This is a genomic window from Nitrospirales bacterium, from assembly GCA_031315865.1.
In the GTDB taxonomy this organism is placed as follows: Bacteria; Nitrospirota; Nitrospiria; order Nitrospirales; family UBA8639; genus JAGQKC01.
Genome location: JALDRJ010000002.1, coordinates 3,248,887 through 3,274,503, shown reverse-complemented (window position 1 = coordinate 3,274,503; position 25,617 = coordinate 3,248,887). Strand labels below are relative to the sequence as shown.

At 49.9% G+C, this 25,617-nt stretch carries 21 protein-coding genes and 1 tRNA gene; 6 read left to right on the top strand and 16 right to left on the bottom strand.

What is annotated here, in order from left to right; translation table 11 throughout:
• Positions 1-11: 11 nt before the first annotated feature.
• The 8 genes from sppA to MRJ96_14855 all read right to left on the bottom strand — a co-directional run bounded on the left by sppA (position 12) and on the right by MRJ96_14855 (position 9,239).
• Complete coding sequence (gene sppA / locus MRJ96_14890) at positions 12-986, bottom strand: signal peptide peptidase SppA (protein MDR4502728.1); 975 nt, start codon at positions 984-986, stop codon at positions 12-14.
• 56 nt (positions 987-1,042) lie between these two features.
• On the bottom strand, positions 1,043-2,233 hold the full coding sequence (gene carA, locus MRJ96_14885; GenBank protein ID MDR4502727.1) for a glutamine-hydrolyzing carbamoyl-phosphate synthase small subunit: 1,191 nt from the start codon (positions 2,231-2,233) through the stop codon (positions 1,043-1,045).
• Complete coding sequence (locus MRJ96_14880) at positions 2,230-2,781, bottom strand: DUF4149 domain-containing protein (protein MDR4502726.1); 552 nt, start codon at positions 2,779-2,781, stop codon at positions 2,230-2,232. Before MRJ96_14880 ends, carA begins: the two co-directional genes overlap by 4 nt.
• 3 nt (positions 2,782-2,784) lie before the next feature.
• Positions 2,785-4,071, bottom strand: coding sequence for a dihydroorotase (locus tag MRJ96_14875; GenBank protein MDR4502725.1), 1,287 nt, complete (start codon positions 4,069-4,071; stop codon positions 2,785-2,787).
• A gap of 99 nt (positions 4,072-4,170) precedes the next feature.
• Entirely contained in the window at positions 4,171-5,097 is a 927-nt protein-coding gene (locus MRJ96_14870) for an aspartate carbamoyltransferase catalytic subunit (GenBank protein ID MDR4502724.1), read from the bottom strand.
• A 16-nt stretch (positions 5,098-5,113) separates the two neighbouring features.
• The gene (pyrR, locus tag MRJ96_14865) at positions 5,114-5,650 is read right to left on the bottom strand and encodes a bifunctional pyr operon transcriptional regulator/uracil phosphoribosyltransferase PyrR (GenBank protein MDR4502723.1); all 537 of its coding nucleotides are present in this window, start codon (positions 5,648-5,650) and stop codon (positions 5,114-5,116) included.
• Positions 5,651-5,997: 347 nt separating this feature from the next.
• Positions 5,998-7,776: a hypothetical protein gene (locus tag MRJ96_14860; GenBank protein MDR4502722.1), complete on the bottom strand. Its 1,779-nt coding sequence runs from the start codon at positions 7,774-7,776 to the stop codon at positions 5,998-6,000.
• A gap of 122 nt (positions 7,777-7,898) precedes the next feature.
• On the bottom strand, positions 7,899-9,239 hold the full coding sequence (locus MRJ96_14855; protein MDR4502721.1) for a glutamate-5-semialdehyde dehydrogenase: 1,341 nt from the start codon (positions 9,237-9,239) through the stop codon (positions 7,899-7,901).
• 248 nt (positions 9,240-9,487) lie between these two features.
• On the opposite strand from MRJ96_14855, the gene MRJ96_14850 reads away from it, so the two are divergent.
• Positions 9,488-9,563: transfer RNA gene (locus MRJ96_14850), tRNA-Phe, on the top strand.
• 501 nt (positions 9,564-10,064) lie between these two features.
• Here MRJ96_14850 and MRJ96_14845 read toward each other — a convergent pair.
• A complete protein-coding gene (locus tag MRJ96_14845; protein ID MDR4502720.1) occupies positions 10,065-12,089 on the bottom strand; it encodes an ATP-binding protein in 2,025 nt (674 codons plus the stop codon).
• Positions 12,090-12,868: 779 nt separating this feature from the next.
• On the opposite strand from MRJ96_14845, the gene MRJ96_14840 reads away from it, so the two are divergent.
• From MRJ96_14840 to MRJ96_14830, 3 genes are all read left to right on the top strand, one after another.
• Positions 12,869-13,177, top strand: coding sequence for a thermonuclease family protein (locus MRJ96_14840; protein ID MDR4502719.1), 309 nt, complete (start codon positions 12,869-12,871; stop codon positions 13,175-13,177).
• Positions 13,178-13,240: 63 nt separating this feature from the next.
• Complete coding sequence (locus MRJ96_14835; protein MDR4502718.1) at positions 13,241-13,861, top strand: SOS response-associated peptidase; 621 nt, start codon at positions 13,241-13,243, stop codon at positions 13,859-13,861.
• Between the two features lie 129 nt (positions 13,862-13,990).
• Positions 13,991-14,953 (top strand): hypothetical protein, encoded by a 963-nt coding sequence (locus tag MRJ96_14830; protein ID MDR4502717.1) that lies wholly within the window; start codon positions 13,991-13,993, stop codon positions 14,951-14,953.
• 114 nt (positions 14,954-15,067) lie between these two features.
• Here the strand turns inward: MRJ96_14830 and MRJ96_14825 are convergent, their stop codons facing one another.
• The 5 genes from MRJ96_14825 to MRJ96_14805 all read right to left on the bottom strand — a co-directional run bounded on the left by MRJ96_14825 (position 15,068) and on the right by MRJ96_14805 (position 17,690).
• Positions 15,068-15,631, bottom strand: coding sequence for a hypothetical protein (locus tag MRJ96_14825; GenBank protein ID MDR4502716.1), 564 nt, complete (start codon positions 15,629-15,631; stop codon positions 15,068-15,070).
• A 343-nt stretch (positions 15,632-15,974) separates the two neighbouring features.
• Positions 15,975-16,127, bottom strand: a complete 153-nt coding sequence (locus MRJ96_14820) for a hypothetical protein (GenBank protein MDR4502715.1) — start codon at positions 16,125-16,127, stop codon at positions 15,975-15,977.
• A 142-nt stretch (positions 16,128-16,269) separates the two neighbouring features.
• A complete protein-coding gene (locus tag MRJ96_14815) occupies positions 16,270-16,953 on the bottom strand; it encodes a PEP-CTERM sorting domain-containing protein (protein MDR4502714.1) in 684 nt (227 codons plus the stop codon).
• A 227-nt stretch (positions 16,954-17,180) separates the two neighbouring features.
• Complete coding sequence (locus tag MRJ96_14810; protein MDR4502713.1) at positions 17,181-17,363, bottom strand: hypothetical protein; 183 nt, start codon at positions 17,361-17,363, stop codon at positions 17,181-17,183.
• Positions 17,364-17,438: 75 nt separating this feature from the next.
• Complete coding sequence (locus MRJ96_14805) at positions 17,439-17,690, bottom strand: YtxH domain-containing protein (protein ID MDR4502712.1); 252 nt, start codon at positions 17,688-17,690, stop codon at positions 17,439-17,441.
• 685 nt (positions 17,691-18,375) lie between these two features.
• Between MRJ96_14805 and MRJ96_14800 the strand changes: the two genes are divergently transcribed.
• Entirely contained in the window at positions 18,376-21,081 is a 2,706-nt protein-coding gene (locus MRJ96_14800) for a glucosidase (GenBank protein MDR4502711.1), read from the top strand.
• Between the two features lie 61 nt (positions 21,082-21,142).
• Here the strand turns inward: MRJ96_14800 and MRJ96_14795 are convergent, their stop codons facing one another.
• Together MRJ96_14795 and MRJ96_14790 are read right to left on the bottom strand one after the other, a co-directional pair.
• Positions 21,143-21,895: a gamma-glutamyl-gamma-aminobutyrate hydrolase family protein gene (locus tag MRJ96_14795; protein ID MDR4502710.1), complete on the bottom strand. Its 753-nt coding sequence runs from the start codon at positions 21,893-21,895 to the stop codon at positions 21,143-21,145.
• Positions 21,888-22,994 carry a hypothetical protein gene (locus tag MRJ96_14790; protein MDR4502709.1) on the bottom strand — a complete coding sequence of 369 codons (1,107 nt, stop codon included), beginning with the start codon at positions 22,992-22,994 and terminating at the stop codon, positions 21,888-21,890. Before MRJ96_14790 ends, MRJ96_14795 begins: the two co-directional genes overlap by 8 nt.
• A gap of 1,076 nt (positions 22,995-24,070) precedes the next feature.
• Between MRJ96_14790 and MRJ96_14785 the strand changes: the two genes are divergently transcribed.
• Entirely contained in the window at positions 24,071-25,561 is a 1,491-nt protein-coding gene (locus MRJ96_14785; GenBank protein MDR4502708.1) for a Do family serine endopeptidase, read from the top strand.
• The last annotated feature ends 56 nt before the right edge of the window (positions 25,562-25,617 follow it).

The window sequence follows — 25,617 nt, the reverse complement described above, 5'->3', positions numbered from 1 at the left end:
CTCCCGAAAAATCATGGCATCCACATGTACAGAAATTGCGGAGCCCCTCCACTTAAGAGTGTCAAAAGAGATGACGCATCAAGGCTTGGATACTTCCGGCTCTCGATATTTTCCGTCAGAGTACTCGAGTAGATATTGTGTTTATAGCCTCCGGCTCGGTGATAGGTGATGACGGTCGCCTCGTCGAGATTGGCCTGTTTTTTAGCCAATGCGACGGCATCTTCCATGTAGCCGATCGTATCGATCAATCCCGCATCGAGAGCTTGCGAGGCGGTATAGATTCGACCATCTGCAAGGCGGCGAATCTCTTGTTCGTTCAAGTTTGGACGTCCCGCTTTAACGACGGCGACGAATTGCTCGTACATGGAATCAATCACACCCTGAAAAATCGCGCGTTCTTCGTCAGTCATCGTATGAAACGGGGAGCCCATGGCTTTATTCGGGCCAGACGTGATGGTACGAGGCGTCACGCCTATTTTTTGCAATAATCCTTCAGCATTGATCGACACCATGATCACACCAATACTTCCCGTGATCGTTGAAGGATGCGCGATAATCCTATCGGCGGCTGTCGCCAGGTAATAGCCTCCAGAGGTGCCGAGGTCAAGGATTGAGGCAATGACGGGAATATTGTATTTTTCTTTGAATTCTTGAATTTCATGATGAAGAATATCCGAGGCGGTAACGGTTCCACCGGGACTGTTGATGCGAAGGATTACCGCCTTGATGTGTTGATCTTCACTTGCCTGAAGAAGCTCCTCTTTGAGCCGCGCGGGCAAGCTTGGGCGATCGACGATTTGATCGATAAACCCGGAAGGTTTGCTTGATGTGAGCATTCCGGCGATATCAATCATCAGAATTTTTTGTTCGCCTTCGCCTGAGACCGTGGATTCTTGCAATGGTCCGACGGAAGAGAACAGCGATGGTTGACTGATACACCCGGGCAGCCCCAAGAATATGAGCATGACGGAAGTGAGTTTATACATGTGATTCCCTGAAATGCATTTCTTGACGAGTGTGTGAATAGAGAACGATCGTACAATCATGATGACGTCGAATGCTGTGGTAAGTTTTTCATGAACTGTCGAAAGATATACGCTGAATCGTGCGGACCAGGTGAGGCTTCCGGATGATATTGGGTGGACATGAACGGCATATCTAATCCAAGCATACCCTCGCAGCATCCGTCATTCAAACTCCGATGCGTGACTTGGACGCGACCCCATTGGGTGTGAAATTCAGGAAGCCCATCGGCATGGGCATGGTCGATCTGAGACGGTCCCACGGCAAAGTTGTGGTTTTGCGAAGTAATCTCAACCTTTCGCGACCGTAAGTCGATCACAGGGTGATTGCCTCCATGATGACCAAATTGCAACTTATGCGCGTTCATGCCTAAGGCCAATCCGAGAATTTGATGGCCGAGACAGATGCCAAAAATGGGACGCCACCCGATCAATTCCCGCACCGTCTTTACGGCATAGGGAACGGCTTCAGGATCGCCTGGACCATTCGAGAGCAGAATACCTTCTGGGTCGAAGGCTTTGATTTCGTCTGCCGTCGTTGAAGCCGGTACCACATGAACCTCGCAGCCGACGTCAACCAAACGCCGGAGGATGTTCCACTTCACACCAAAGTCGAGCACGACGACTTTACAGCTCTTGAAGCGTTGATGGTCCGTTGAGTCTGGCATATTCGGAGGTTCGGTTGGCCAATCCCCTGTGCCTTCTTCCCAGCGATAAGGCGTCGCGCAGGTAACTTCCGCCACTAAATCTCTTCCGACGATCGACGGCAGGTTGCGAGCCTTTTCCCGAAGCGATGCCAGATCAGAATTGGCGTGCGAGATGATACCTTGCTGTGATCCGTGATCACGCAAGTGTCTCGTCAATGCGCGCGTGTCAATCCCAGCGATTCCCACGACCTGATGTGTCGCCAAATAGTCGGACAATGTGCCGGAGTTTCGCCAGTTGCTCGGTTTGGCAGACGGTTCTCGAACGATAAAGCCTTCAATCCACAGTCGTCTTGATTCTGAATCTTCTTGCGTCACGCCATAATTGCCGATTTGGGAGCAGGTCATGGCGACCATCTGCCCCTTGTACGAGGGGTCCGTTAAAATCTCCTGGTATCCTGTCATCGCGGTGTTAAACACCACTTCGCCAGACGTTTCCCCGGAATACCCGAGAGGCATTCCCTTAAACACGGTTCCATCGGCGAGGACTAACAACGCGTTCTTCATGATCTACCTTGAACTGACGTCACGAAAGGATTGGCCGTGGCAAGTCCACGACGAAGTTTGGAGATCAGCAACCCGGTAGCCAATCCCACATTGATAAAATGGAGAGCACGAACGATCATATGCATCCGGAAAAAATGATCGTACGCGGCTTTTTTTTCGGCTTCAGCCGTGGCTTCGAATGCCTGCTCTTGGAGGGCAATCGCCTTCGGGCCTAATACGCCCATGATGAGAACGGTCGTCATGATCATGCCTGCGAGTAAGAAAATCTCCAGTCGTTGAACGGGAAGCACCATATTTTCCGAGAAGGTCCCTTGCCAATAGCGAAGCCCGGTCAAACAGACGAGAAGACCGAGAATGCCTGACGTGAGAAGGCTATATCCATCAAAGACGCGACGCAGGAACCGGCCAGCCGGCTCCATCCCAAACGAGTTAAAGACGGCTGGAATCACGACAGCCACAATCATGATGAGCCCGCCAACCCATATGCAGAGCCCCAAAATTTCGAGAAAATAGCCCACCACTTGCCATCGAATTGTTCCCGGTTTCACGTGCTATGTACATTCATACACAACCGCGCCACCCACGATTGTCTTCATGACTTTTCCCTTGACTCGCCAACCGGCAAAGGGAGTATTGCGGCTCTTGGAATAAAACCGATCGGGGTCGACTTCCCATTGGCAAGAAGGATCTAAGAGGACAATATCGGCATCCTGTCCAACCGCTAATGTTCCTTTTTTCAGGCCGAAGGCCTTTGCCGGGGCGGACGTGAGCTTTTCGATGGCTTGTTCGAGCGATAGGACACCCTCTTCCACGAGTGCGATGGTTAAGGGAAAAGCCGTTTCGAATCCCACGATTCCAAAGGGCGCCTTATCGAACTCCAATTGTTTTTCTTGAGGGGCATGCGGCGCATGATCGGTCGCGATCGTATCGATCGTCCCATCCGAAATGCCTTCTTTCACCGCTTCAACATCAGCGGCCGTTCTGAGTGGAGGATTCATTTTCGCATTGGCATCAAATCCACGGGTGGCATCATCCGTCAATGTAAAGTGATGCGGGCAGACTTCAGCGGTCACAGCTATCCCTTGCGCCTTGGCTTGGCGGGTGAGCCGGACAGAGCCTGCCGTGCTGAGATGGGCAATATGCAGTCTGGCCCCTGTCAATTCAGCCAGGGCGAGGTTTCGTGCCACCATAACATCTTCCGCGGCATTGGGTATGCCTGGCATGCCCAGCTCCGTGGACACCAGCCCTTCATTCATACAACCGCTATCCGAAAGATGCAGGCATTCGCAATGATCGACGACAGGCAGGTCAAAGGCTTTTGCATATTCCATCGCTCGACGCATCACCTGACTGTTCATCACGGGACGGCCGTCATCAGAAATCGCCACGCAGCCCGCCGCGAAAAGATCGCCAATTTCTGCCAATTCAAGCCCCTCCGAACCCTTGGTAATAGCGCCAATCGGAAACACATGCGCTTTTCCGGCTTGCTTGGCTCGGCTCAAGATAAACTCTGTTACCGCTTGATTGTCATTCACCGGGCTGGTGTTGGGCATACAACAGACTGATGTAAATCCCCCGGCAACCGCCGAAGCGGTTCCTGTGGCAATCGTCTCTTTGTACTCGAACCCGGGTTCCCGCAAATGTGCGTGAAGATCCACAAACCCCGGAGCGACAACAAGTCCCGTGGCATCAATGACGGTTAACGGTTCCGAATCTTGAGTGGAATCCGAATGATCCTCTCCGATCGCCTGGATCTTGCCATCGCGAATCAATACCGAGCCTCGACCATGGTATCTCCCGGGGTCGATCACTGTACCGCCTTGAATCAATATCGTCATCTGATTTCTCGTGAACAATCTAAATGTTCTAAATGTAAAATACGGAATGCGTAAGCCATGTTCCCAAAGACTGCCATTTTGCGTGTCCCAGCGCTCTTCCTACGCGGCGCCTGATCCTGAAAGAAGATACATGATCCCCATCCGTACCGCCACCCCATTGGAGACCTGGTCCAGAATCACGGCTGCTGGACTATCGGCGACATCGGGCGTGATCTCAACTCCTCGATTCAACGGACCAGGGTGCATCACCATCACGTCGGCCTTCGCCCGGCTGAGGCGTGTTCGATTCAAACAGTAGAGACGCGCATATTCACGAATACTGGGGAAAAACGCGCGACCAAGGCGTTCCAATTGGAGGCGCAACATGATGATCACGTCCACACCTTCCAGGGCGTCATCCAGGTTAGAATACACGGTCACGCCCAATGAGTGAATATGCAGGGGAATCATCGTCGGAGGAGCGACGACCCGTACATGCGCTCCCAACTTGGTTAACGCATAGATATTGGATCGCGCCACACGACTGTGGGCGATATCACCGACAATCGTGACTGTTAGCCCCTGAATCTCTTTCTTCCGTTCCAAGATCGTGAACAGGTCAAGCAACGCTTGAGTCGGATGCTCGTGCCAACCGTCCCCAGCGTTAATCACTGAGGATCGGACGCCTTTGGCTAACGTTTCCGCAGCACCCGGTGATGAGTGACGCAGCACGATAATATCAGCCTGCATGGATTCAATATTGCGGGCGGTATCCAGCAGGGTTTCCCCTTTGACGATACTGCTAGTTGATGGTGAAAAGTTGATCACATCAGCACTCAACCGTTTGGCGGCTAATTCAAACGAGGTTCGCGTGCGGGTGCTTGGCTCAAAGAATAAATTTACGACTGTTTTTCCTCGTAAGGCCGGGACTTTTTTGATCTCCCTGCCACTGACCTCTTTAAAAGACTCTGAGGTGCGGAGAATGAGGCGAATGTCGTCCGGTGTGAGCGCCGACAAGCCAAGCAAATCCTTGCTTTTGATTCCCATAGAATCTTCTGGCCTTTTACGGTGAGGCGATCGTCACACGATCATTCTCGCCCAATTCATGAAGTAAAACTTGAACTTTCTGGTCTTCAGCAGTTGGGATGCTTTTCCCGACATAGTTTGCTCGAATAGGCAGTTGCCGGTGTCCCCGGTCCACTAAAACCGCCAATTGAATTTCATCCGGCCTTCCCAGGTCGATCAAGGCATCCATCGCCGCACGAATGGTTCTTCCGGTGAACAGTACATCATCGACCAAGACGACTTTCATCTCGGAAATATGGAACGGAATTAAGGTTTTCCTCACCTCTGGCTGCTCTCGCCGACTGGCTAAATCATCACGATACAGCGTGATGTCCAATTCCCCGAGGGGAACATCATTTTGCTCGATCTGCTTGATGCGCTCCGCCAATCGTTGAGCGAGATAGACTCCTCCCGTTCTGATGCCGACCAAAGCAAGAGATTTTGCGCCTTTATTGCGTTCGAGGATTTCATGACTGATTCGGGTCAGCGCACGCCCCATTTCTTCCGCGTCCATCACGATATGTTCGTTATTCAAAGGCATGGTTACACTCTTTGAGGGAGGCACAATTCCAACCGCGCCGGCAAACCATGGGATTTCTGACTGCCAAAGCCAAATCGTTGTAATCGTGGCGGAGTCAGCCTAGCGCCCAGGCGCGAGTATGGCGTAATGACAAAAAAAAACCTCCCCACGAACTTCGCGAGAAGGCTGCTCTCATAATCTGGGCACTGGCCCCACTGGTCTCTTATCTCCTTACTCACCTCACAGGATGAGTGTTAAAGGTTACCCTATCCTATTCGTCGTGACGTGTCATGTCAAGGTAACGGTCGGGTGAATATTCAGCCCGAAAACACCCTATTATGAAGTGACGAAACGTCAGTCTGCTACTTTGCAAGAACATACACCATGAGATCCGGAAAAAGTTGGGCTTTTTGTAAAATGGCCTGATGAAGACGAAAAGTCGGCAGCTCACGAACAGATTCAGCCTGGAGGACTGTGAGGCCCAGCTGCATGGCGAGTTCTTGTAGCAGCGGCACTCCCGACGTCACGATCAGACCGCCGGGCGTTAAGGTCTTGGCGAGGGCGTTGAGCATGTCCCTCAGCGATTGCGGATGAGCGAAATGTTCAAAAAGCCAGGAGAAATAAATAAGGTCATACGATTTCTGGAGTGAAACTTGAAAATTCTCTTCATATGAAACAAAGCGAACCGTATCGAGCAGCTCCCATCGCTGGATGGAGTTACATTGATTCCACAGGACTTGCGCCTGCTTTTGAGCCAGATTTCCCCACCGGTATAACACCGTGTAGTCTTTTCCCATGCTGAGTCGGAGGCACGTTCCAAGCGCGGCGTCGCAACCTCCGATAAGGATATGGTGTGCGGCCTTGACTGCCTGGGCGAGGCCCAGATTTTCTTCCATGTAGTCATCGATATAATCAAAGATAAATGGTTGGCTTTCCGCTTCTCCGATAATGCGCTCATCCTCGGGGTAGAGTAAGACTGCGGAATAGGCATCAACTGGTGACACATGCGGAAGGTCGCGAGGAAACACTGATCGCCAGGAAGGAATTGACGCAGGAACATTTTGACTGGAAACTTGATCCGTGATTCCCCAGCTTTCATCGGGTTGGATTTCTATCTGGTGTGTTTCATCCTGAAGCAGAAGACTAGTGTTTGTGGCACCCACACTTCGTCCACAAGGGGGAAACCCCTTTGGTTTCGCGCCAAAATACGAAAGGCCCGCTGAGTCGTTCGATAATGTCGCTTTCACCACGCGACCTTTCAAGACCGTCAACCCGAGGTGATCTGCCGGCGCAAAATATCTCAATGGGTACTGCTCTGATGGCAGCCAGGTCACTCGTTCCGAATGAGCAGGGTCTAAAAATACGGTACGAGGATCCACTCCTTCGTGAGACGAAGGGGTAAAGAATTGGCTAAACAGGTGAAACGCTCCATCTGACGGATAGGGAGGAATCCCACGATACCGCAACGGTACTGGGTTGTGGAGATTCTGATCATCGTAGAGATTTCGGATGAGTTCAAATGTCGCGCTTCCCGTACCGGGCAAAAGAGAGAGGAACAACTCCACGACCGGCAGGTAATCGATCCGTTCCCAATGCATGGCCGTCATGCAGGACATAAAGATCGTCTGCTCAAAACCGCCGGTCGGCAAGATATAAAACGCATCCTTCCGTTGCCGTATGGTGGCCTCTCCCCTGGCATCGATCCTGATATCTTCGTCGCGGTAAAAAAACCGGATCGTCTCGATGGACACATTCATCGCCCGGGCCGCCATGGTACGAAGATCGTCCTTGGTCACGTTTTCCCATCCAGGTCGAGCCGCCAGGTTGATTTTTGTCTCGTAGGTGATGTGCCCAGGCTTGATTCCTACCCATCTCCCCCAGTCGAGCTGCAATCTGGATGAATGAAGCCGTTCCTCGTCCGTTGGGCCTTGCTCCCATGCGCATTCGTGAAGGGCATGCCCCTTCGGATCGGTCATGAGTATTCGTCTTCCCGATGATCCGTAGAAGACGAAATGTCCGCTGTGTTGAGCTTTCACGCTGCCTCCGGCGGCCTGAAAGTCTTTGGCATAGGCGTGATTGCCAGGGAGGACGAAGAGGTCCGGTTGACGAAGGATGGAGTGAATCGTCGAATCAAATGCCATCGCGGTCAATGCAAGTGCTTGGTGAAAATGTTGAAGAGAACCCAGGAAGGCGTTAAGCCACAGGCGAAAACGGTGATGGCTCTTCTACGATGGACAAACAACGAACGGCACACATTGTCCGATCATTCTCGGATTTGTCCTGAGCCGTACACTACATACTTTGAGCACGTGAGATCTTCCAGGCCCATCGGGCCACGGGCATGGAGGCGTGTTGTACTAATACCCATTTCCGCCCCAAGGCCAAATTCATATCCATCGTTCAGTCTGGTGGAAGCATTGATCATGACCGCACTGGCATCCACCTGACGCAGGAAACGAAGCGCGCGATTGTAATTGTTCGTCAAGATAGACTCGGTATGGCGGGAGCCATATGTTTCAATATGCTCCATCGCCTGCTCCATGTCCTTGACGACTTTGACCGCCAGGATCAGAGAAAGAAATTCTTTCCCGTAGTCATCATCCTGTGCAGGCTTGGCCTCTGGCACGATTCCGCAGGTTTTGGGGCATCCGCGAATTTCAACTCCGGCTTCACGCAGTTGTTTCCCAAGTGGAACGAGGAATGTTTTGGCGACCTTCTCGTTCACCAACAGGCACTCCATAGTGTTACACGTAGACGGACGCTGCACTTTGGCGTTGAAGGCGATCTTTTGCGCCTGTTCGAGATCGGCATCCGCATCTACATAAATATGACATACGCCTTTATCATGCTTGACCACGGGAATCGTGGAATTGGACGTGACCGTGGCCATCAGCGATTCCCCTCCGCGAGGAATAATCAGGTCGACATATTGGTCGCTTTTGAGCAGGCCGATCACGACTTCGCGATCTGGCCGGTCTATAAAGGTAATCGCGCCTTCCGGAATCCCCGACTTGCTGGCAGCCTCTCCTAAGATTTTCGCGATGGCTGTGTTGGAGTGAATCGCTTCAGAACCGCCACGAAGCACGCACACGTTACCAGACTTCAAGCACAAGGCCGCCGCATCGGCCGTGACATTGGGACGGGATTCATAAATGATCCCGATGACGCCGATCGGGACGCGGACTTTTCCGACTTTCATACCGTTGGGGCGTTGCCAAATCCCAAGCGACTCCCCAACTGGATCACGCAATGCCGCGATTTCCCTGATTTGTGTGGCCATGCCCGCTACACGTTCGGGGGTGAGTTTGAGCCGGTCGGCCATCGCGGTACGCGAGGGATCATCGCCAAAATTCGTCAGATCTTCTTCATTGGCTTCGAGTATCGCATCGGTGGCTTCCTCGAGTCCTTCAGCCATCGAGAGGAGGGCCTGATTTTTGGCTGCGGCGGTCAAGACGCTCAACGGTCGCGCAGCCGAACGAGCTGTCGTAAGCAAAGCCTTAAGATAGTCCTCGTTGCTTAAGGGCTCTTCTTCGGTTTCTGGAGCCCCCGCTTCAATGACTTCTGATTCTTCGTCTGGCAGTTCAAGTTCTTCCTTAATTTCCATGGTCGCAGTTCTGTTCCCTGAATTGATGCAGATGACGAGAATAAATATAGTGCGGAAATCGAGAATACCGCGAGGTATGGAGGACCGTCAAGCGAAGGCAACCTTCCAGAAACTATTCAGTGGGGCACGAATTTCAAGATCTAATTTCATCTTCTCTGCTTGATTTTACGTTCGTATTCCTGCATATTATGCTTTGCTTAACGGCCAGAAGAAATCCTCATTTTCCTTATCTCTTCGAAATTCCTCGTGCCGAGGTAGCTCAGTTGGCAGAGCACAGCCCTGAAAAGGCTGGTGTCGACAGTTCGATTCTGTCCCTCGGCACCATTTCTTGTTTATCTCTTTGATTTTCCAGCACATCCCTCTCCAGGCAGTTGGCATTTTGGGGCATTGCTACGATTTTCTGCCTGAAATGTCTATGATTTTTCGGAAATCCTCGTACTATTCCAGGGTGTGTATCCCGAAGGATATTCAGTGTTTGGTGGGGCGAAAAACGAAAAATAATGTTACGGCTCTTTTGCCTTCCTTACGCATGATTGTACGGGGCAAAGGCGTAACAGAGACGGCAGATGGGATGATTTTCTCTAATTACTTAATTCTATGATCAGAACTTATGGGAAAACGTGAGACGGATAGAAATTGCCAGCGGACGTGAAAAAAGGGGGGACACCATTTTTTTGAGAGGCTCTAGCGAAGTATCTGGGATTAGACTGACACCTACCTATGTTCTACCTGACTGTTTGGAGAAGGGGATTTGTTGACCGTCGGTCTGAAGACCTTCTAAGTGCAATGCAATGGCTTCCCGAATGAGAATTTCGGCCCATGGGTTTACGCGTGATACTCGGCCTTCGACTGCATAGAGGCATGCATATGGATTTGAACAGTGTCGCACGAAATGGGAAATTCACCTTCTGCACCTGAGCCTACACGCCTCTCGTGAACTAACGCGACCCCTTTGGCTATGGCCTCCATGATCTCACGATGACCGACTGGCTTTACCAGGTGGTCGTCGAACCCTATTTGCTGAGTTCGTTGACGGCTGGATTCTTGCCCCCATCCTGTCAGAGCTATAATAAAGATATTGGCCCCACAAGGCTCCGCGCGCAAACGTTCACAGACTTGATACCCATTCAACTTCGGTAAGCCAAGATCAAGCAGGATGACATCCGGTACGAATTCAAGAGCTTTATGAAATGCGCTTAATCCATCAAATGCAAGGTCAACAACAATATTTTCCATTTCCAACAGCGCTTTCATCATGGTTGCATTGTTCTCGTTGTCATCAACCACCAGCACACGGCAACTTTTAACACTTGGCAATGGCATAGCAGGCTCAGCCGGAGGATCGACTCTCTCTAGGGGTAAGGACACTGTAAAGGTACTCCCGTATCCGAGCCCCTTACTATGAGCGTGCACTGATCCACCATGCAGGTTCGCAAGATTACGGACCACCGTAAGGCCTATGCCAGAACCGTTACTCGTCCGACTGATTGACGTATCGATCTGGACAAACATCTCAAAGATATCATTGAGATTTTCAGGCGCGAGCCCGATACCATTGTCACGAACGATTATCGTCAAAATCGCTTCATCGTATTGAATGGTCAGATGTATATCTCCATGGTCACTGGTAAATTTGCATGCATTGTGAAGCAGGTTTCCGATAATTTGCGCAACACGCAACCGATCAGCATTCAGATAGATGCTTTTGCAAGGCGCATCAACTTGTAGCGTATGCTGGCACTTCTCAAGCAAAGGTCTGGCAATATCGAGGCCGATTTCAATCATTTCAGCAATTTCAACCGGCGCCTTACGAAGTTGGATCTTCCCTTGTGTGATGCGACTCACATCAAGCAGGTCGTCTATAAGCAGGGAAAGATGCCGAATCTGCCGTTCTACCGTGGATGAAGTGGCGGCGACGGTTTCGTCAGTATGTCCAGACAAGCGCAGAATGTCGGCAGCCGTACGCACAGATGCCAGTGGGTTTCGAAGCTCGTGAGCTAACATGGCCAAAAATTCATCTTTGCGGTGATCAGCTTTTTCGAGGTCATTCGCGAGGCGTTCGGCGGCGAGGGTTTTTTGCGTATTTTCAATTTGCAGCCGATGTTCCTCAGTCATGTCATGCAGAACCAACACGCAGCCGGTGATGTTCCCTGAGTGGGATCGGATGGGAGCGGCATTTTGTTTAATCACGATTGTTTCGCCGCTTTGGGTCACAAGTGACGTGACCTGTGCTGACGTCATGACTTTTTGAGAGTTGAGCGCAGTGTGTGCCAGTGACTCAAATGAACGCCTGGCCTGTTCGTCTTTCCAATCTATGGCCTGGACGAGCGACTCTCCAAGTACTTCATCCGCTGAGACCCCGATCATGCTCTGTGCAGCGGGGTTCACATTCGTAATCCGTAGGTCTGTGTCGACGACAATCACCCCATTCCCGATACTTTCAAGTATCGTCGCCAGATACTCAGCCTGCTCACTAGCCCGCCGCCGTTCCCTCAGTAAGGCATTACCCAAAAACCCAAAAGCGAAGCACACCATAAAATACATCGCAAAGCCGGAAATGAACACGTTGTGTTCAATCATAAACGAGTTCTGGTATGGCACAAAGAGATACCACGCTAATGGAAACCCCACAACAGTCACGAGGGTGGCAGAACGCCAACCTTCCATTCTGGCGCTTACTGCTACAGCGATAAAGTAGGTCACATAGGGTAAATGACCGCCAAGGAACGGATTGAATAGAATCCGCGCAATTGTTGCGAGCGTGATTGTGGAAATCAGCAACACGATGATTTGGCGGTAGGATGCCGATTGTCTGCGAACTCTTGGCAAATGCGACGTATGGAGAATCAATTAAGCCTCCTAAGTGGGGATACGACTAATCCGCTAAACAATGAGATGACCACCATACCCTGGTTCAGCCACGCATTCGACGATCCGTGTCTGTTGGTCGGCGGCGGCTCTCTTCAGTGTCAGTGGGTTGATCATGTGAGTGATGCTCTGGTCTGCTGAAACCTCGTTGAGGTCATATGAGTTACCGAACAGACCTAACATTGGTTAACGGATTAGAAGTTTGTGTCAGACCGTTAAAGATTTCTGACAGTTTTAGGAACTGTGATGAAGAACCCAGAATGCGTCATCCTCGCATTCACCGGGTCGTGCCGCGTGGTCATCGTCGCGACAATTCACAACCAGGCTTCTGAGTAGATGCACATATCGCTGCCACACTGATCAACGTTCGTAAAACTTATAGGAGTTACGTGTAAAGCACAATTAATGCCACCATAGAATCATGCAAGGATGAAGACAATTATGAAGATGCAAGTCTGGACTTCTTCGCGTTCGAAGAATCATAAGGCTTGAAATTTTTGGAAATTTTTTCCACGCTGCCATGCTCAAAAGTTACCATGTAGAACTGAGAACTCAATAGCGAATAAGCTTATTTTTTTATCAGTATTGTTCCTATAGTTTTCCATGGCATTGTGACTAGCGATCTCTGAGGCGTTCCTCATGATCCTGCCCCAAATAGATCTGTTCTCACTTCTTGAACCAGCGAACGAATTCTAGTATTTTCAAGCATGTCTTCGTTAATCCTCGCCATCTTCCTTTCATGTCTCGATGGAGATACGTGTATGTTTCAAGTCGGGGACAAACCGATCACCGTCCACCTTGCGAACATTCATGCGCCTGAGATGCAGGCTCATTGTGACCGCGAACATCATTTGGCTCGATCTGCGCTGGCGTTTGTCTCCGATGCTCTGGCACGGGCAGAACGTATTGAGCTCGACATTCAAGGGACCGATCGTCACCAGGATTCATTGGCTATCGTCTATGCCGATGGGAAAAGTGTGAACCAACTCCTGGTTGACTATGAATTTGCGGTTTCCTCGACCGAAAACCATGATCCCCTCGTGTGGTGCCCTCAGGGCATGTCGCCATAAACCAGTTCTTGTTTCATGTGTGGCCGCTATACCCAAAAAGAAAATGTTGACACGCTGCTGAAGATGCTTCAGGTGGCTCACATGCCGACGTTGAAGCCACGGTACAACATTGCCCCGAATCAAATGGTTGCCTGTGCGCGCCATTCATCAGAGAATGGTTCTCGAGAATGTGTGATGCTGAGATGGGGGCTGGTCCCCTCATGGGCTAAAGATGTCCGCACCGGCAGCAAGATGATCAACGCACGATGTGAAACCATCACCGAAAAACCTTCATTCAGAAACGCCTTCCGGACGCGACGTTGTCTGGTACTGGCTGATGGATTTTATGAATGGAAGCGCGAAGGCAAGGCTAAACAGCCTTACTACATTTGCTTTAAGGATCATCGTCCATTTGCGTTTGCCGGACTGTGGGAACGATGGCAGCAATTTGAGGATAGGATCGATTCCTGCGCGATCATCACGACGGGTTCGAACACGCTCATGGAGGCAATTCATCCACGGATGCCGGTCATCCTCAACCCGAGGGACTTTAATACGTGGCTCGATCCAGCCGTCCATGAGCCCGCTTCCCTCTCTCCCCTCCTCAGCTCTTGTTCATCTGACGAAATGAAAGCGTATCCAGTCAGTACCCTCGTCAATAATCCGCGACAGGATTGTGAGGAATGCATGGCGGAAGTCGCCTAGTGTCCATTAATCCGGCTCATTCCGGTATTTACCTGTCAGGTCCACCCAGGTAACATAACCCAGCGCTTCATGAATCCCTGGAGTGTGCATAATCCTCATTGATCATACTCTCTCATCACGGAGTCTTACATGGAAAAATACCTTGGCTGCTTCCTAGGTGTCTTCTTGTTCGTCCATTGCGCCGTTGTGCCTCTTTCAGCTCAAGAACCCGAATTTCCACCACCTGCCACACGCACCGTTGTTGCAGACGTACTCGTCGTGGAAGGTGAATTTATCATCGTTCGAGGAGAGTTGGGTGAAATACGCATTGAAGTCAGGGATGATACAAAAATCTCAGAGGCGTTTACATTCGGTGATCGCATCAAAGCGGTCATTCGCCCGAATGACACGGCGATTTCGGTTGAGCGCGCGGCCAAAGACGAGCCAACTGGGATCGCGGTCGATGCCTCGCCGTCAGCACCTCCAACCGCCTCGTCCGACCCCACTCCCAATACATCTTCGACTCAATCTGACCCCCCCGCTCCTCCACCGATTCTCGGTCCGACGACCAGAATGATTGTGGCTGACCTCTTGATGGTCGATGGTGATTTTTATGTGGTGAGGGGGGAACGTGGAGAGATACGGATAGAGGCCACGCCAGACACGAAGGTGACAGAGACGTTCAAGTTTGGTGATCGAATCAAAGCCAAAGTGCTACCGAATGATAGAGCGATCTTTATCGAACGCGCGAAGCCTTCGGATGTCGTTGGGGTCCAATCCCTCGAACCGGCGACGCCAACGCCTCCCCCTTCTGCCGCATCCACGGCCCCTCAACAACAGGACAAGTCGACGATTGCCGATACTGATACTGTTGATCCCAATCCTGAACAAAAGACAAAAACCATTACTGCCGATGTCTTAATGATCGATGGAGACTTTATCATTGTCAGGGGGGAAAGAGGGGAGATTCAGATTGAAGTCGCTCCCGACACGAAACACACGGAAGACTTTAAGTTTGGGGATAAAATTAAAGCCATCGTTCTCCCCAATAATCGAGCGTTATCGGTTGAACGCGCCAAGCCAGAAGATCCGATCGGCATGGTAGAAGACTGACAACGACACTGATCACAATCGTGTCTTGACGTCAATGTGTGGTTTGGCAATGGGTCGAAAGACGGGTACTCATATAAGGATAATGGCGTGAGAGAGCATCACGTCATGTTCGTCTTACTTTGAAGCGGCAGGTGCAAAATCTTTCACAAATGCCGCGAGCAATTCATCCAACGCTTCAAGGATTTTCCGTGGGCGCCTCGACGCGCCAGAGATGCTGCGACTGTCATTCCACGTAATCGCATGGGTTACGTGTTGATTCTCTTTGACCGTGACAGGTTGAAAGAGAGACATTGTCAGTGTCACGACACCGATTTTTGATGCACCGAACAGAGCGGAATCTTCCGTTCGTCTCATGCGGATTCCTAACAGTGCATCATGACTCTGGTTGCCCTTTTGTGCTTCTCGAGGCGACGCATTCGCCGCAACCAATTGGCTGCCATGATGCAGGCTCACTCCGGATTTTTCCAGACTGTTCTTGACATGCTTGATAATATCTGCGGCGGTCAGTGAGATGTCGTTCATGTTTTCATACGAAATAACCGCCACCTGCACTCCGGCAACACCTTTATAGGATTGGACATCCGGAAAATTCATTCCTTCTGCGCCATTCGGTAACCCGCTGGCATGGACGAACAAGATAAGTAGACCCGCGACAACCCTCGATAATCGTATCTTCATAGTCATCTCATCGTAAGAAGAAACTGTTGGTGATTGGATGTAATGGTCTGTGCCTATAGCCGTGTCAGTGATGCCGGAACGATACAGCGCTCCCTTGTATGCCCGTGCTCTTCAAGACGTGATAGAAAGATCAATGTTTGTTTGGACAGCCAAGCAGGTATTACTTTCCGTATGGTTCAACATCGTACCGCACTGTATTTGCCGCATGAGTTATTTTGATCTGCTATAGTCTATCATAAGTGTGTCTCCAGTTGAGGAGGTCTACCTCTTTTTTCTTCAACCTTTGCCCTATGGATGTAGGCCAACTAACCGTATGTTTCAAGTCATTCCAGACCTTTTTGCATTATCTCACGGCGAGGTAGACCAAGGTGCACAGGAGGGTCATAACGACAGTCATCCAGACATAGACCACGTGTTCATAAAATTTTTGCATGCTGCAATGCCCTCGGTGCTTGAGCTGTTCATCGATCGACCACGTTTCAGCAAGTTGTTTCATGACATCTCCTAGTTTTCTCTATGAGATAAAATGCATCAAACGTGCCTGGTTCCGAGCCGGCCCCAACATACATAAAACAAAGGAGCTTGAGGGAATCGGCTCACCTCAAGCTCCTTCGTGAAGCGGTCATGGTATGGAATGATTACTCTTTTGTCGCTGTTTCTTTTTTCTTATTCCAACGCCAATAACCTAACCCCAGGAGACCAGACCCAAGCAACAACATGCTCGATGGCTCTGGAACAGGAGCTCCTCCGGGTGTTCCGGTCAAAGACCGATTGGCATCGAACGACGAAATCCCAGCCCCACTATGCGTAATGGTCACCACTGAGGTCAGGGAAAAGGGCGCGTTCAATCCTGCAAACGAGCCTGAATCTGTCCCGGAAAAGGCGTTGGTCCCGAATGGCCCAACGTTTCCTAACAGCGTCGTTTGAGCAAAAGGCGTATTGGCACTATCCAGGTAGGTTTGATAGGACACGGTCCCGACCGTCGTCCCACCAATGGCAGCGAAAAATCCACCGCCGCCAGCAAACGCCGAACTATTCCCGAAATCTGTCTCAGTAAACGCAATCGTCAGCGTTCCCGCCGATTGCGAAACATTGACACTATTCAAGTCAAACTCTGGTGAGAGACTTGACCCTAATACTGGATGCGTGATGCCGGTCGTGATGTTCACGTTCCATCCTGTGAGCGATCCATCGAATTCCGTCACGCCCACATTGCTATTATCATCGTTCGCACCTTGATCGGTCACGGTTACCGAGCCACCCTGTGAGCTCGATAATCGAAGCATCGACACAGCCTGTGCATTGTCCACCAGAACAAACATACTGATAACTGCGACTGACACGCATCCCCAAAGGGAACGTCTGCTTTGACTGATAATACCCATTGGTAAACTGTTTACCTCCTTGTTATGATTGATTGTTAATGAGCACGCCAAATTGAACATCGGAATCTTGATTTTTTGCACAAAAAAGCCCACCTTCCCGTTTGGGAAGATAGGCATCTGTTTAACAGGTGGTCCCTTAAGTCTTTAATATAGGAATTTCGACGTTAGAAACATTTTCCCAATTCTTCTGTTTTAGTAACCTTCATCTTGAAAAACTGAATTGACCCGATTGTACCCTGGTGAAAATTAAGAATTAACTGATCCGTTCGCTTTTCGTATTGCCATCGTCGAATAGCTTCCAGGACGAATTGAGGAATGCCTCTCTCTAATTCTTGAACTCCACTCATACTGCATGTTCCCTTTCCCTGTCCGATTGCCGTGTCGAGTCGCATTGGCTTATTACGTCATTCACGCAGGGCATACTATTTCTGTTGAAACCCCGAAAATTTTTTCTTCTGTTTGAGCAGATCCTCGACGGAGTCTTTGACCTCTTCGGCCCATTCATCCACTTGTTCTTTGGCGTCAAGCGCCAGATCATGAAGCTGACGGCGCGTCCGAGGGCCCGACTGTGGAGCAAGAAGTAGACCGCAAACTAGGCCAAGCACTCCAGCCGTCATTAACGCGATGACACTCAACGGTAAATGATTCTGCACGCCGATTTCTTTATGTTCCATAGTCCGCCTCTTGTTTTTCCTCTACAACGCATGTGTTCGCAAGAAATTCTCGTTCAGACTCACTCGAGGTCGAGAGGAACCCGACCTCGAGGAATCTCAAACACATTAATGTTTTCCAACGGGCTTCTTGGGATCAGCTTTGGATTGTCCGACTTTCTGATCATGAGAGACCGCCGGTTTAATCTGAGCACCTTTGTTGGATTTTTGTTGATTGTTTTTCACTACCCCTCACCTCCCTCCCTGTAATGCGCTGTCTTGCGCTTCCAACACCACCTATTGAAAGGCAACCCGCATGCCAGAGGATTCGGTCGAAAAATTTTCAAATTCCTGAGTGTTTTCATCACTGTTTTTCTGATATTTCCCTTATTTACTCCATAAATAAAACAAACTGTCCTTCAGTACGACAAATTGTCGGTCACGCAAAGGGCTTTCCCATTTCTTATCCAGTATGGTATAGCGATCCTGAGGATTCGACTGAAGTCTTGTGAGGACCCAGGCGCTTGCCTTTTTCGGTAGAAAGCATCGAATTGGCTGTTATAATTATTTCATCTTGTTACCCTGTTCATGGCATAAGAGATACATACCAACCATGGCTCTGGTCAGTCTCTGAAGACAATCTCCTCCGGGATGCCAGTTGAGACACTCACCCTTCTCGAAATAAATATTTCCAAAGAATTTTTCAGCGATGAAGTCAGCGCAACGGCGTAAAACCAAGGCTCCAACAAGGGGCAGCAGACAGACTCCAAAGACGGCAGAACATCGTCGATTGGATGAATCCAATCGACGCATGAAACATTGGAAGCGCTGGGGCCCCTATTTAAGTGAGCGACAATGGGGAACCGTGCGTGAAGATTACAGCGCCGACGGCTCAGCGTGGGAGTATTTTCCGCATGACCATGCTCGGTCTCGTACCTACCGCTGGGGAGAAGATGGTCTTGGTGGAATCTGTGATCGTCATCAATACATCTGTTTTGCCTTGGCGCTCTGGAATGGTCAGGACCCGATCCTCAAGGAGCGGCTGTTCGGCCTCACCAATCTGGAAGGGAATCATGGTGAAGATGTCAAAGAGTATTATTTTTACCTGGATTCAACGCCAACCCATTCGTACATGAAGTTTCTGTATAAATATCCGCATCAAGCTTTTCCGTATGCGCAACTGCTTGAGCAAAGTCAGCAACGGGATCGCCAGACCGGTGAGTTTGAATTGCTCGATACCGGGATTTTTCAGGAAAACCGGTATTTCGATGTGTTTGTCGAATATGCGAAGGCGACTCCCGACGACATAGCCATTAAAATTACGGCTTTTAATCGTGGTCCGGACCCTGCTTCTCTTACGCTGTGTCCAACATTGTGGTTTCGCAACACATGGTCATGGGGAACAGAGAGGGATAAACCTATTCTCCGGCACATACCCTCCGCCAAAGGCGTGAGGACCGTAGAAGCCGAGCATGTCTATTACGGAAAACGCTGGCTGATCTGTGACGGTAATCCAGAGCTTCTGTTCACGGAAAATGAGTCGAATACTGAACAAATCTGGGGCACCCCTAATAGGACCCCATACGTCAAAGATGCGTTTCATCGGTATCTCATTCATGACGACCCTCATGCTGTCAATCCAGACCGCATTGGGACGAAAACTGCGGCCTGCTACCAACTACGGATTTCCCCCAATACAAGCCAAACCGTCAAACTTCGCTTAACTGATCAACGGCCTTCGGGAGCGGAATTTGGCAGCCAGTTCGATTCCATTTTTATTAAACGAAAAACAGAGGCATATGAATTTTATGCCATGCGATCTGAAGGCCTATCGTTCGAGCAACAATGCATCCAGCGCCAGGCCTTTGCCGGGCTTCTCTGGTCAAAACAGTTCTACTATTATGATGTACGGACCTGGAGTCAAGGAGATCCTTCCGGTCCGCCGGTCCCGGCTGGACGAGACGAAATCCGCAACGGAAATTGGGGACATCTCTACAATGCCGATGTGATCTCGATGCCCGATAAATGGGAGTACCCGTGGTATGCCACATGGGATCTGGCCTTTCACTGCATACCGCTCGCGCAGATCGATCCCGACTTTGCCAAAGAACAACTCCTGTTGTTTCTTCGCGAATGGTACATGCATCCCAATGGACAGCTTCCGGCTTATGAATGGTCGTTAGACGATGTTAACCCTCCAGTCCATGCTTGGGCAGCCTGGCGAGTGTATAAAATTGACCGGCGGATAACCGGGAAGGCCGACCGTTACTTTTTGGAGCAGGTCTTTCATAAACTGCTCCTCAATTTTACCTGGTGGGTGAATCGAAAAGACCCTGATGGCAAAAATCTTTTTCAGGGCGGGTTTCTTGGATTAGACAATATCGGTATCTTCGATCGCTCCAAACAGCTCCCAACTGGTGGACATTTCGATCAATCGGACGGAACGAGCTGGATGGCCATGTATTGTCTGAACATGCTGGCTATGGCGTTAGAACTCGCAAAATTCAATCTGGCCTATGAAGGCGTTGCGAGTAAATTTTTTGAACACTTCGTGTATATTACCGATGCGATTAACGGTAAAGGTGATGATTGTCTGGACCTCTGGGATGAGCAAGACGGGTTTTATTACGATGTGCTTCATCTCCCCAATGGAGACCCTCATAAAATAAAAATCCGGTCCATCGTCGGATTGATCTCACTGTTCGCGGTCGAGACCCTCGAACCTGAAATGATTGAGGTCTTACCGGGGTTCAAACGACGAATGAACTGGTTCTTGGACAACCGCCCTGAATTTGCCAGGCATGTCGAAACATCAATCCGGTCGGATGGCGAGATCCGTCGTATGCTCTCGATTGTGGGGAAAGATCGGCTGACTCGGATACTCAAGGTGATGTTGGATGAGCAGGAATTCTTCTCGCCATACGGTATTCGCTCGTTGTCCAAGTATCATCAGAAGGTTCCCTTTGTTTTTCCCTTCAATGGCGATACGTATCAAGTCGATTACGAACCGGCTGAATCGACTGTGCCGGACTTTGGCGGTAATTCCAACTGGCGTGGCCCGATTTGGTTTCCCGTAAATTTTCTGTTGGTCGAATCCCTTCAAAAATTCCATCATTTTTTCGGTGATTCGTATCGTGTTGACTGTCCATCGGGATCAGGACACTATCGCTCGCTTTGGGAGGTCGCGGGAGAGTTATCGTACCGACTCATGAAGATTTTCCTCAAAGACGAATTCCATCATAGACCGGTATACGGCAACATACCAGAATTTCAGCACGACCCGAATTGGCAGGAGCTGATCCAATTTTATGAATATTTTCATGGAGAAAACGGATCGGGTCTTGGAGCCAGTCATCAAACCGGATGGACCGCGTTGATCGCAAAATTGATTGAGCAATATCCTTTGAAGATGTAAAGGATGCGAGACCGTACCTGCCCGTTTCCTTAGGCTCCCCGCAAGATGACGCGCTGCCTGCTCAGCTCTGTTGGGATCTGGCTCGTTGGTAGCGGGAGCATGCACGAATAAATGCGTGAAGCAACCGTCGGGTGGCTTGACTCTCCGGGAGGCGTTCGGGGTGCCATTGCACAGCAAACAATTCAGACGCGGCAGGCGTTTCCATCGCTTCGATGATTCCATCCGCGGCTTCGGCTGACGGAATAAACCCTTCGGCAAGGGAGCGGATTCCCTGGTGGTGTTCTGTTGCCACCCGTACGGGGCCTTCTCCGAGTATGTTGGCCAAGCGCGTTCTGGGCAGGATACTCACATCATGAGTGCCATGACGAAGTCCTTGATGATCGACCCGGTGTCCCATGCGGGATGAACTGAGATGTTGATACAGCGTGCCGCCCTCCAGCACATTGATCAACTGCATGCCGTAGCAAATTCCCAACATCGGTAATTTTCGTTGTCGTCCTGCACGGTAGAGCCACGCTTCAAATTCCGAACGCTTGGGGAAAGCAATTTTCGTGGCACGTTTGGGACGTTCGCCATACCAGCGCGGGTCAAGATCGTCTCCTCCCACGATGACGAGCCCGTCAATCCCTTCCATATACCGATGTAGCAAAGACCGCCTGTGTGCGATGGGGAGGAGGACGGGATGTCCACCCGCTTGTGTGACCATCAAACTGTACCGATGGTCACAGAGTAAGTCATAATCGGCAAAATCTTTCCGCTTAGACACGGCCTCACAGGTGATACCGATTAATGGGGCCGGTCCTCGTTTACTCATCGATGGAACCTCGTTTTCGGCCTAGCCACACACGATCCGTGTTTGGAAGAGCCACCTGTAGCTCCTCGGCAAAGTCGCGAAAGGTATTCCCGCTCAATAAATGCATCAGGCCTGTCCGGTATCGTTTTGCAAATCGCCTTTGCCAGGTTTGAGGATGTTCGGTTCGTGCAAGGAGAGCCGCATCATGAAGTAAGCGTGAGCCATTGTATCCACGTTTGAGAAGCCGTAAGACCTCAAAAATTTCCTCGGGAACGTCCATCACCTCAAACTCCTCCCGATGTTCCCAAAGAAAGTGATCAAAATATTCGGGAAAAGCCATCCAGTCTCCCCGCCAGGGAAGACGGCAACGAACTCCGGTTGAAGCGGCTTCGAGACGGGCTTTCAGGTAATCAGCATGCTTGAGGGTATTCGCGGCCCGGACTCCTCGTAACCAGCGTAGGCAGATTGCCTTTAAACAACAGAGAGCTGTCACCACATATTCTGGAATATTTGAATCAAGAACGCGTAACTCCAAGGTGGGTGGTTTGGTCTTGCGTCCTGGACTATAGACAAGTTCCTGAGTTGGAATGGACGCAATCCGGCCTTTTTTTATAGTAGTAAAATGAATCTCGCTCCCACGCAGAATGCGATTGGAAGCATGATCGGTCAGTTGCCGGTTCCAGATGGGTGAATTGGCCCCTAAGGCAATCAAGAACGGAATCTGATCATGGATATGCCAAGCCAGTGATGAAGCCAAGGATTTCGTCAGGTTTTTTTGATGAAGCGAAATATGAAGGTGGGTGCCGGCAAACCGATTGGTCCAACCGCCTACCAGCAAGGGAATCCGGTAGTCTCGTTCCTCATCTCGGCTACGATAAAGATCTCGAAGATATTTTCTTAGGCCAGCCTTGAGCAGGAACAATGCTTCCCGCACGGTTTGAAACGGACGACTGTTGTACTCGCTACCGATCGAGGCATCGCGAGTAAAGCGTTCGCCGTCCTCTGACATGCCACGTCTGGGTCGTGAGAGCCGGCGCCCGATCTTATGATCCGCTACATTAATACTGTAGGCTTCGATCTCAACGCCGATGATGATTCGCTTATGTCGGGGAAACTCCATCTACAAATTCCATGATGAAAGCAATAGCAGTGCCAAAAGTTTTTGCTGTTCTGCCATATGGTAACTCATCTTCAAATTGCAGGGATTCACATCGAAAAAGTACCGTCTCTGAAGCTGTTTTACGTAGGATAGATGGTGGAATTAGATCCGTTGGCGATGAAGAAAGGCTTAAGTCGAAAAGCTGCATTCTGTTAGGGCAAGCCTTTCCCCGGTTGCAATAGCCTAAGCAGCTAGAGCTCAGTTACGCTGCCTGAGGAGAAGATGAGACTGTCAGGCGAGTCCAGGCATTCTGAAAAGTTTGTTCGGAGGTTTGTTCAGCATAGCAACGAAGGCAAAGTTCAGATTGCGTCACAGGTTCATAAACGACTTGTGAGCCACGATAGCCACATGATTCACATAGGCCAAGCATGTCATCCCTCACGATGAAGATCCCGATTGACGAATAATGACAAAACCGATCGTAGAGTACATGATTCAATGCAAAGGGTATACCAGTATTACTCAGTGCTTCTGGACATTTTAATCCGTGATCTTCGTCATTTTATCGGCTCTCTTCACAGCACCGACTCTCTAGAGCTTATGCCTCTGGACAGAGTGTCTGTTGTCGAGACAGTTTGTCTTGTATTTTGGCAGTTCGGTAGAAGCGATGTGACTCATTTAAAGGTTTCGAATAAAAAGAAGATCTATGAGACAATGAAAACGTCAAGCAAATCGACCGGTATATATGTTGCAGTTAATTCCAGTTATAATGGTTTTGCTTGTCCATAGAGGACCCCATAGCATAATTGCATCCATGACGAGTAAATTTTCCGGTTTATTCTCCAGTGAAATAATACCTGAATTGCTTGAGCAACGAGACGACTTCACTGTATCTGCGACGCCATGGCGTGTATGACGTGTATAGGAAAGATTGGCTGACCAAGGCTGTCCCCTCTCTACTTAAAAAAATCACCTCTTAACTATTCTGGAAATCTCGTCTGTCCGAGATTTACTCTAAATTCAGGTTCCCCTCTCGGCTTTTCAGATGAAAAAAGAGTTTAACCGAGGGTATAGACACAAAAGAGAGGTGCAGTAGCATGAAACATCAAATCGAAATTTTTACTCTTTCAGTCTTCATAGTAATTTTCATCTCCATGTTTGGCTTGAGAGACCGGGCTTTTGCATCGGAAAATCTTCAGCCTGTCCACCCCCTGCCCTCTGCTCAACACGATACGAAAGCCTCCGCTCTCTCACAGGAATTGATTCGTGTCGCGGCACAAGCGAAACCCTCTGTGGTCGGTGTTCTCGTGAAGATTAAGCCCCAACATATGACGAAACCGTCCATGTTCCCGTTCTTTTTGCAAAATTCGACGTCGGCAGCGCAGGACGAAGAGGAATTGTCTCCTGATGAAGAAGAAAGGGGTAACGGAGCGGGTGTCATTATTGATCCTGAAGGGTACATCATTACGAACAATCACGTGGTAGACGGTGCATATGATATTCGGATTCAGCTTGACTCACAAGAAATCATTCCCGCCACCATCGTTGGAAGCGATCCCACAACCGACTTAGCTCTTTTGAAAACCTCGATGAGAAAATTGCCGGCTCTCAGATGGGGAGACTCGACACGCCTCCAAGTTGGAGAGATCGTTGTTGCCATCGGTAATCCATTTGGCTTAACCCAAACGGTGACGATGGGCATTGTCAGCGCGATTGGCCGTGACACGATTGGTGTTTCCGATTATGAAGACTTTATCCAGACTGATGCAGCCATTAATCCGGGTAATTCGGGTGGAGCTTTGCTGAATCTCAGAGGGGAACTCGTCGGGATTAATACGGCAATTTTCACAGAAAATGGTGGAGCCGCCGGCATTGGATTTGCCGTGCCAAGTCAGATTGCTAAGACGATTTCCATCTTGTTGCGCCAACAGGGCAAAGTCATTCGCGGTTGGATGGGGATCGCCGTACAAAAGCTATCGCCGGACCTTGCACGCTGGTTCAAGGTTTCTGACCATCATGGCGTGATCGTCACGGATTTAGCCGCTGATGGCCCTGCCGAGCAGGCCAATCTGAAGAAAGGCGACATCATACAGGGATTGAATGGAATCAAGATTTCTTCCCCGCATCAATTACATGCGCTTGTTGCTCAAAGTCCTCCAGGGACTACCATTTTCATCTCTCGAATTCGAAACGGGGAACTCCGTGAAGTACGGGTTAAGATGATTGAACGACAATCGTCTTCGCCTGAAACGGTCGAAATTCAGAAGATACTCCCGCACCAGAACATCTTGTCGGACATAGAAGTCGAGCCCTTACCGTCGGATTTAGCAAAAGACAGAAAGGGGGTGCTCGTTAGTGAAATTCCTCTCGGAAGCCCTGCCGATATTTCCGGGCTTGAAGAAGGCGACATTGTTGTGGAGGTGAATCAAGGAGCGATTGAATCCGTGGAGGATTTCGATAAAGTCCGGCGTGCGCACAAAAATCTTGAACAGGTTTTAATGCTGATTCGTCGTGAAGATACCAACATGTTCCTTATCGTTGGGCCAACGCCTCATCAAAAAACGATCTCCGGTCTTGATAAACAATAGCTTTATCAATGGGGCCATCATTGAGTTGGAAATTTCAATCCTATTGTTTTCCGTTT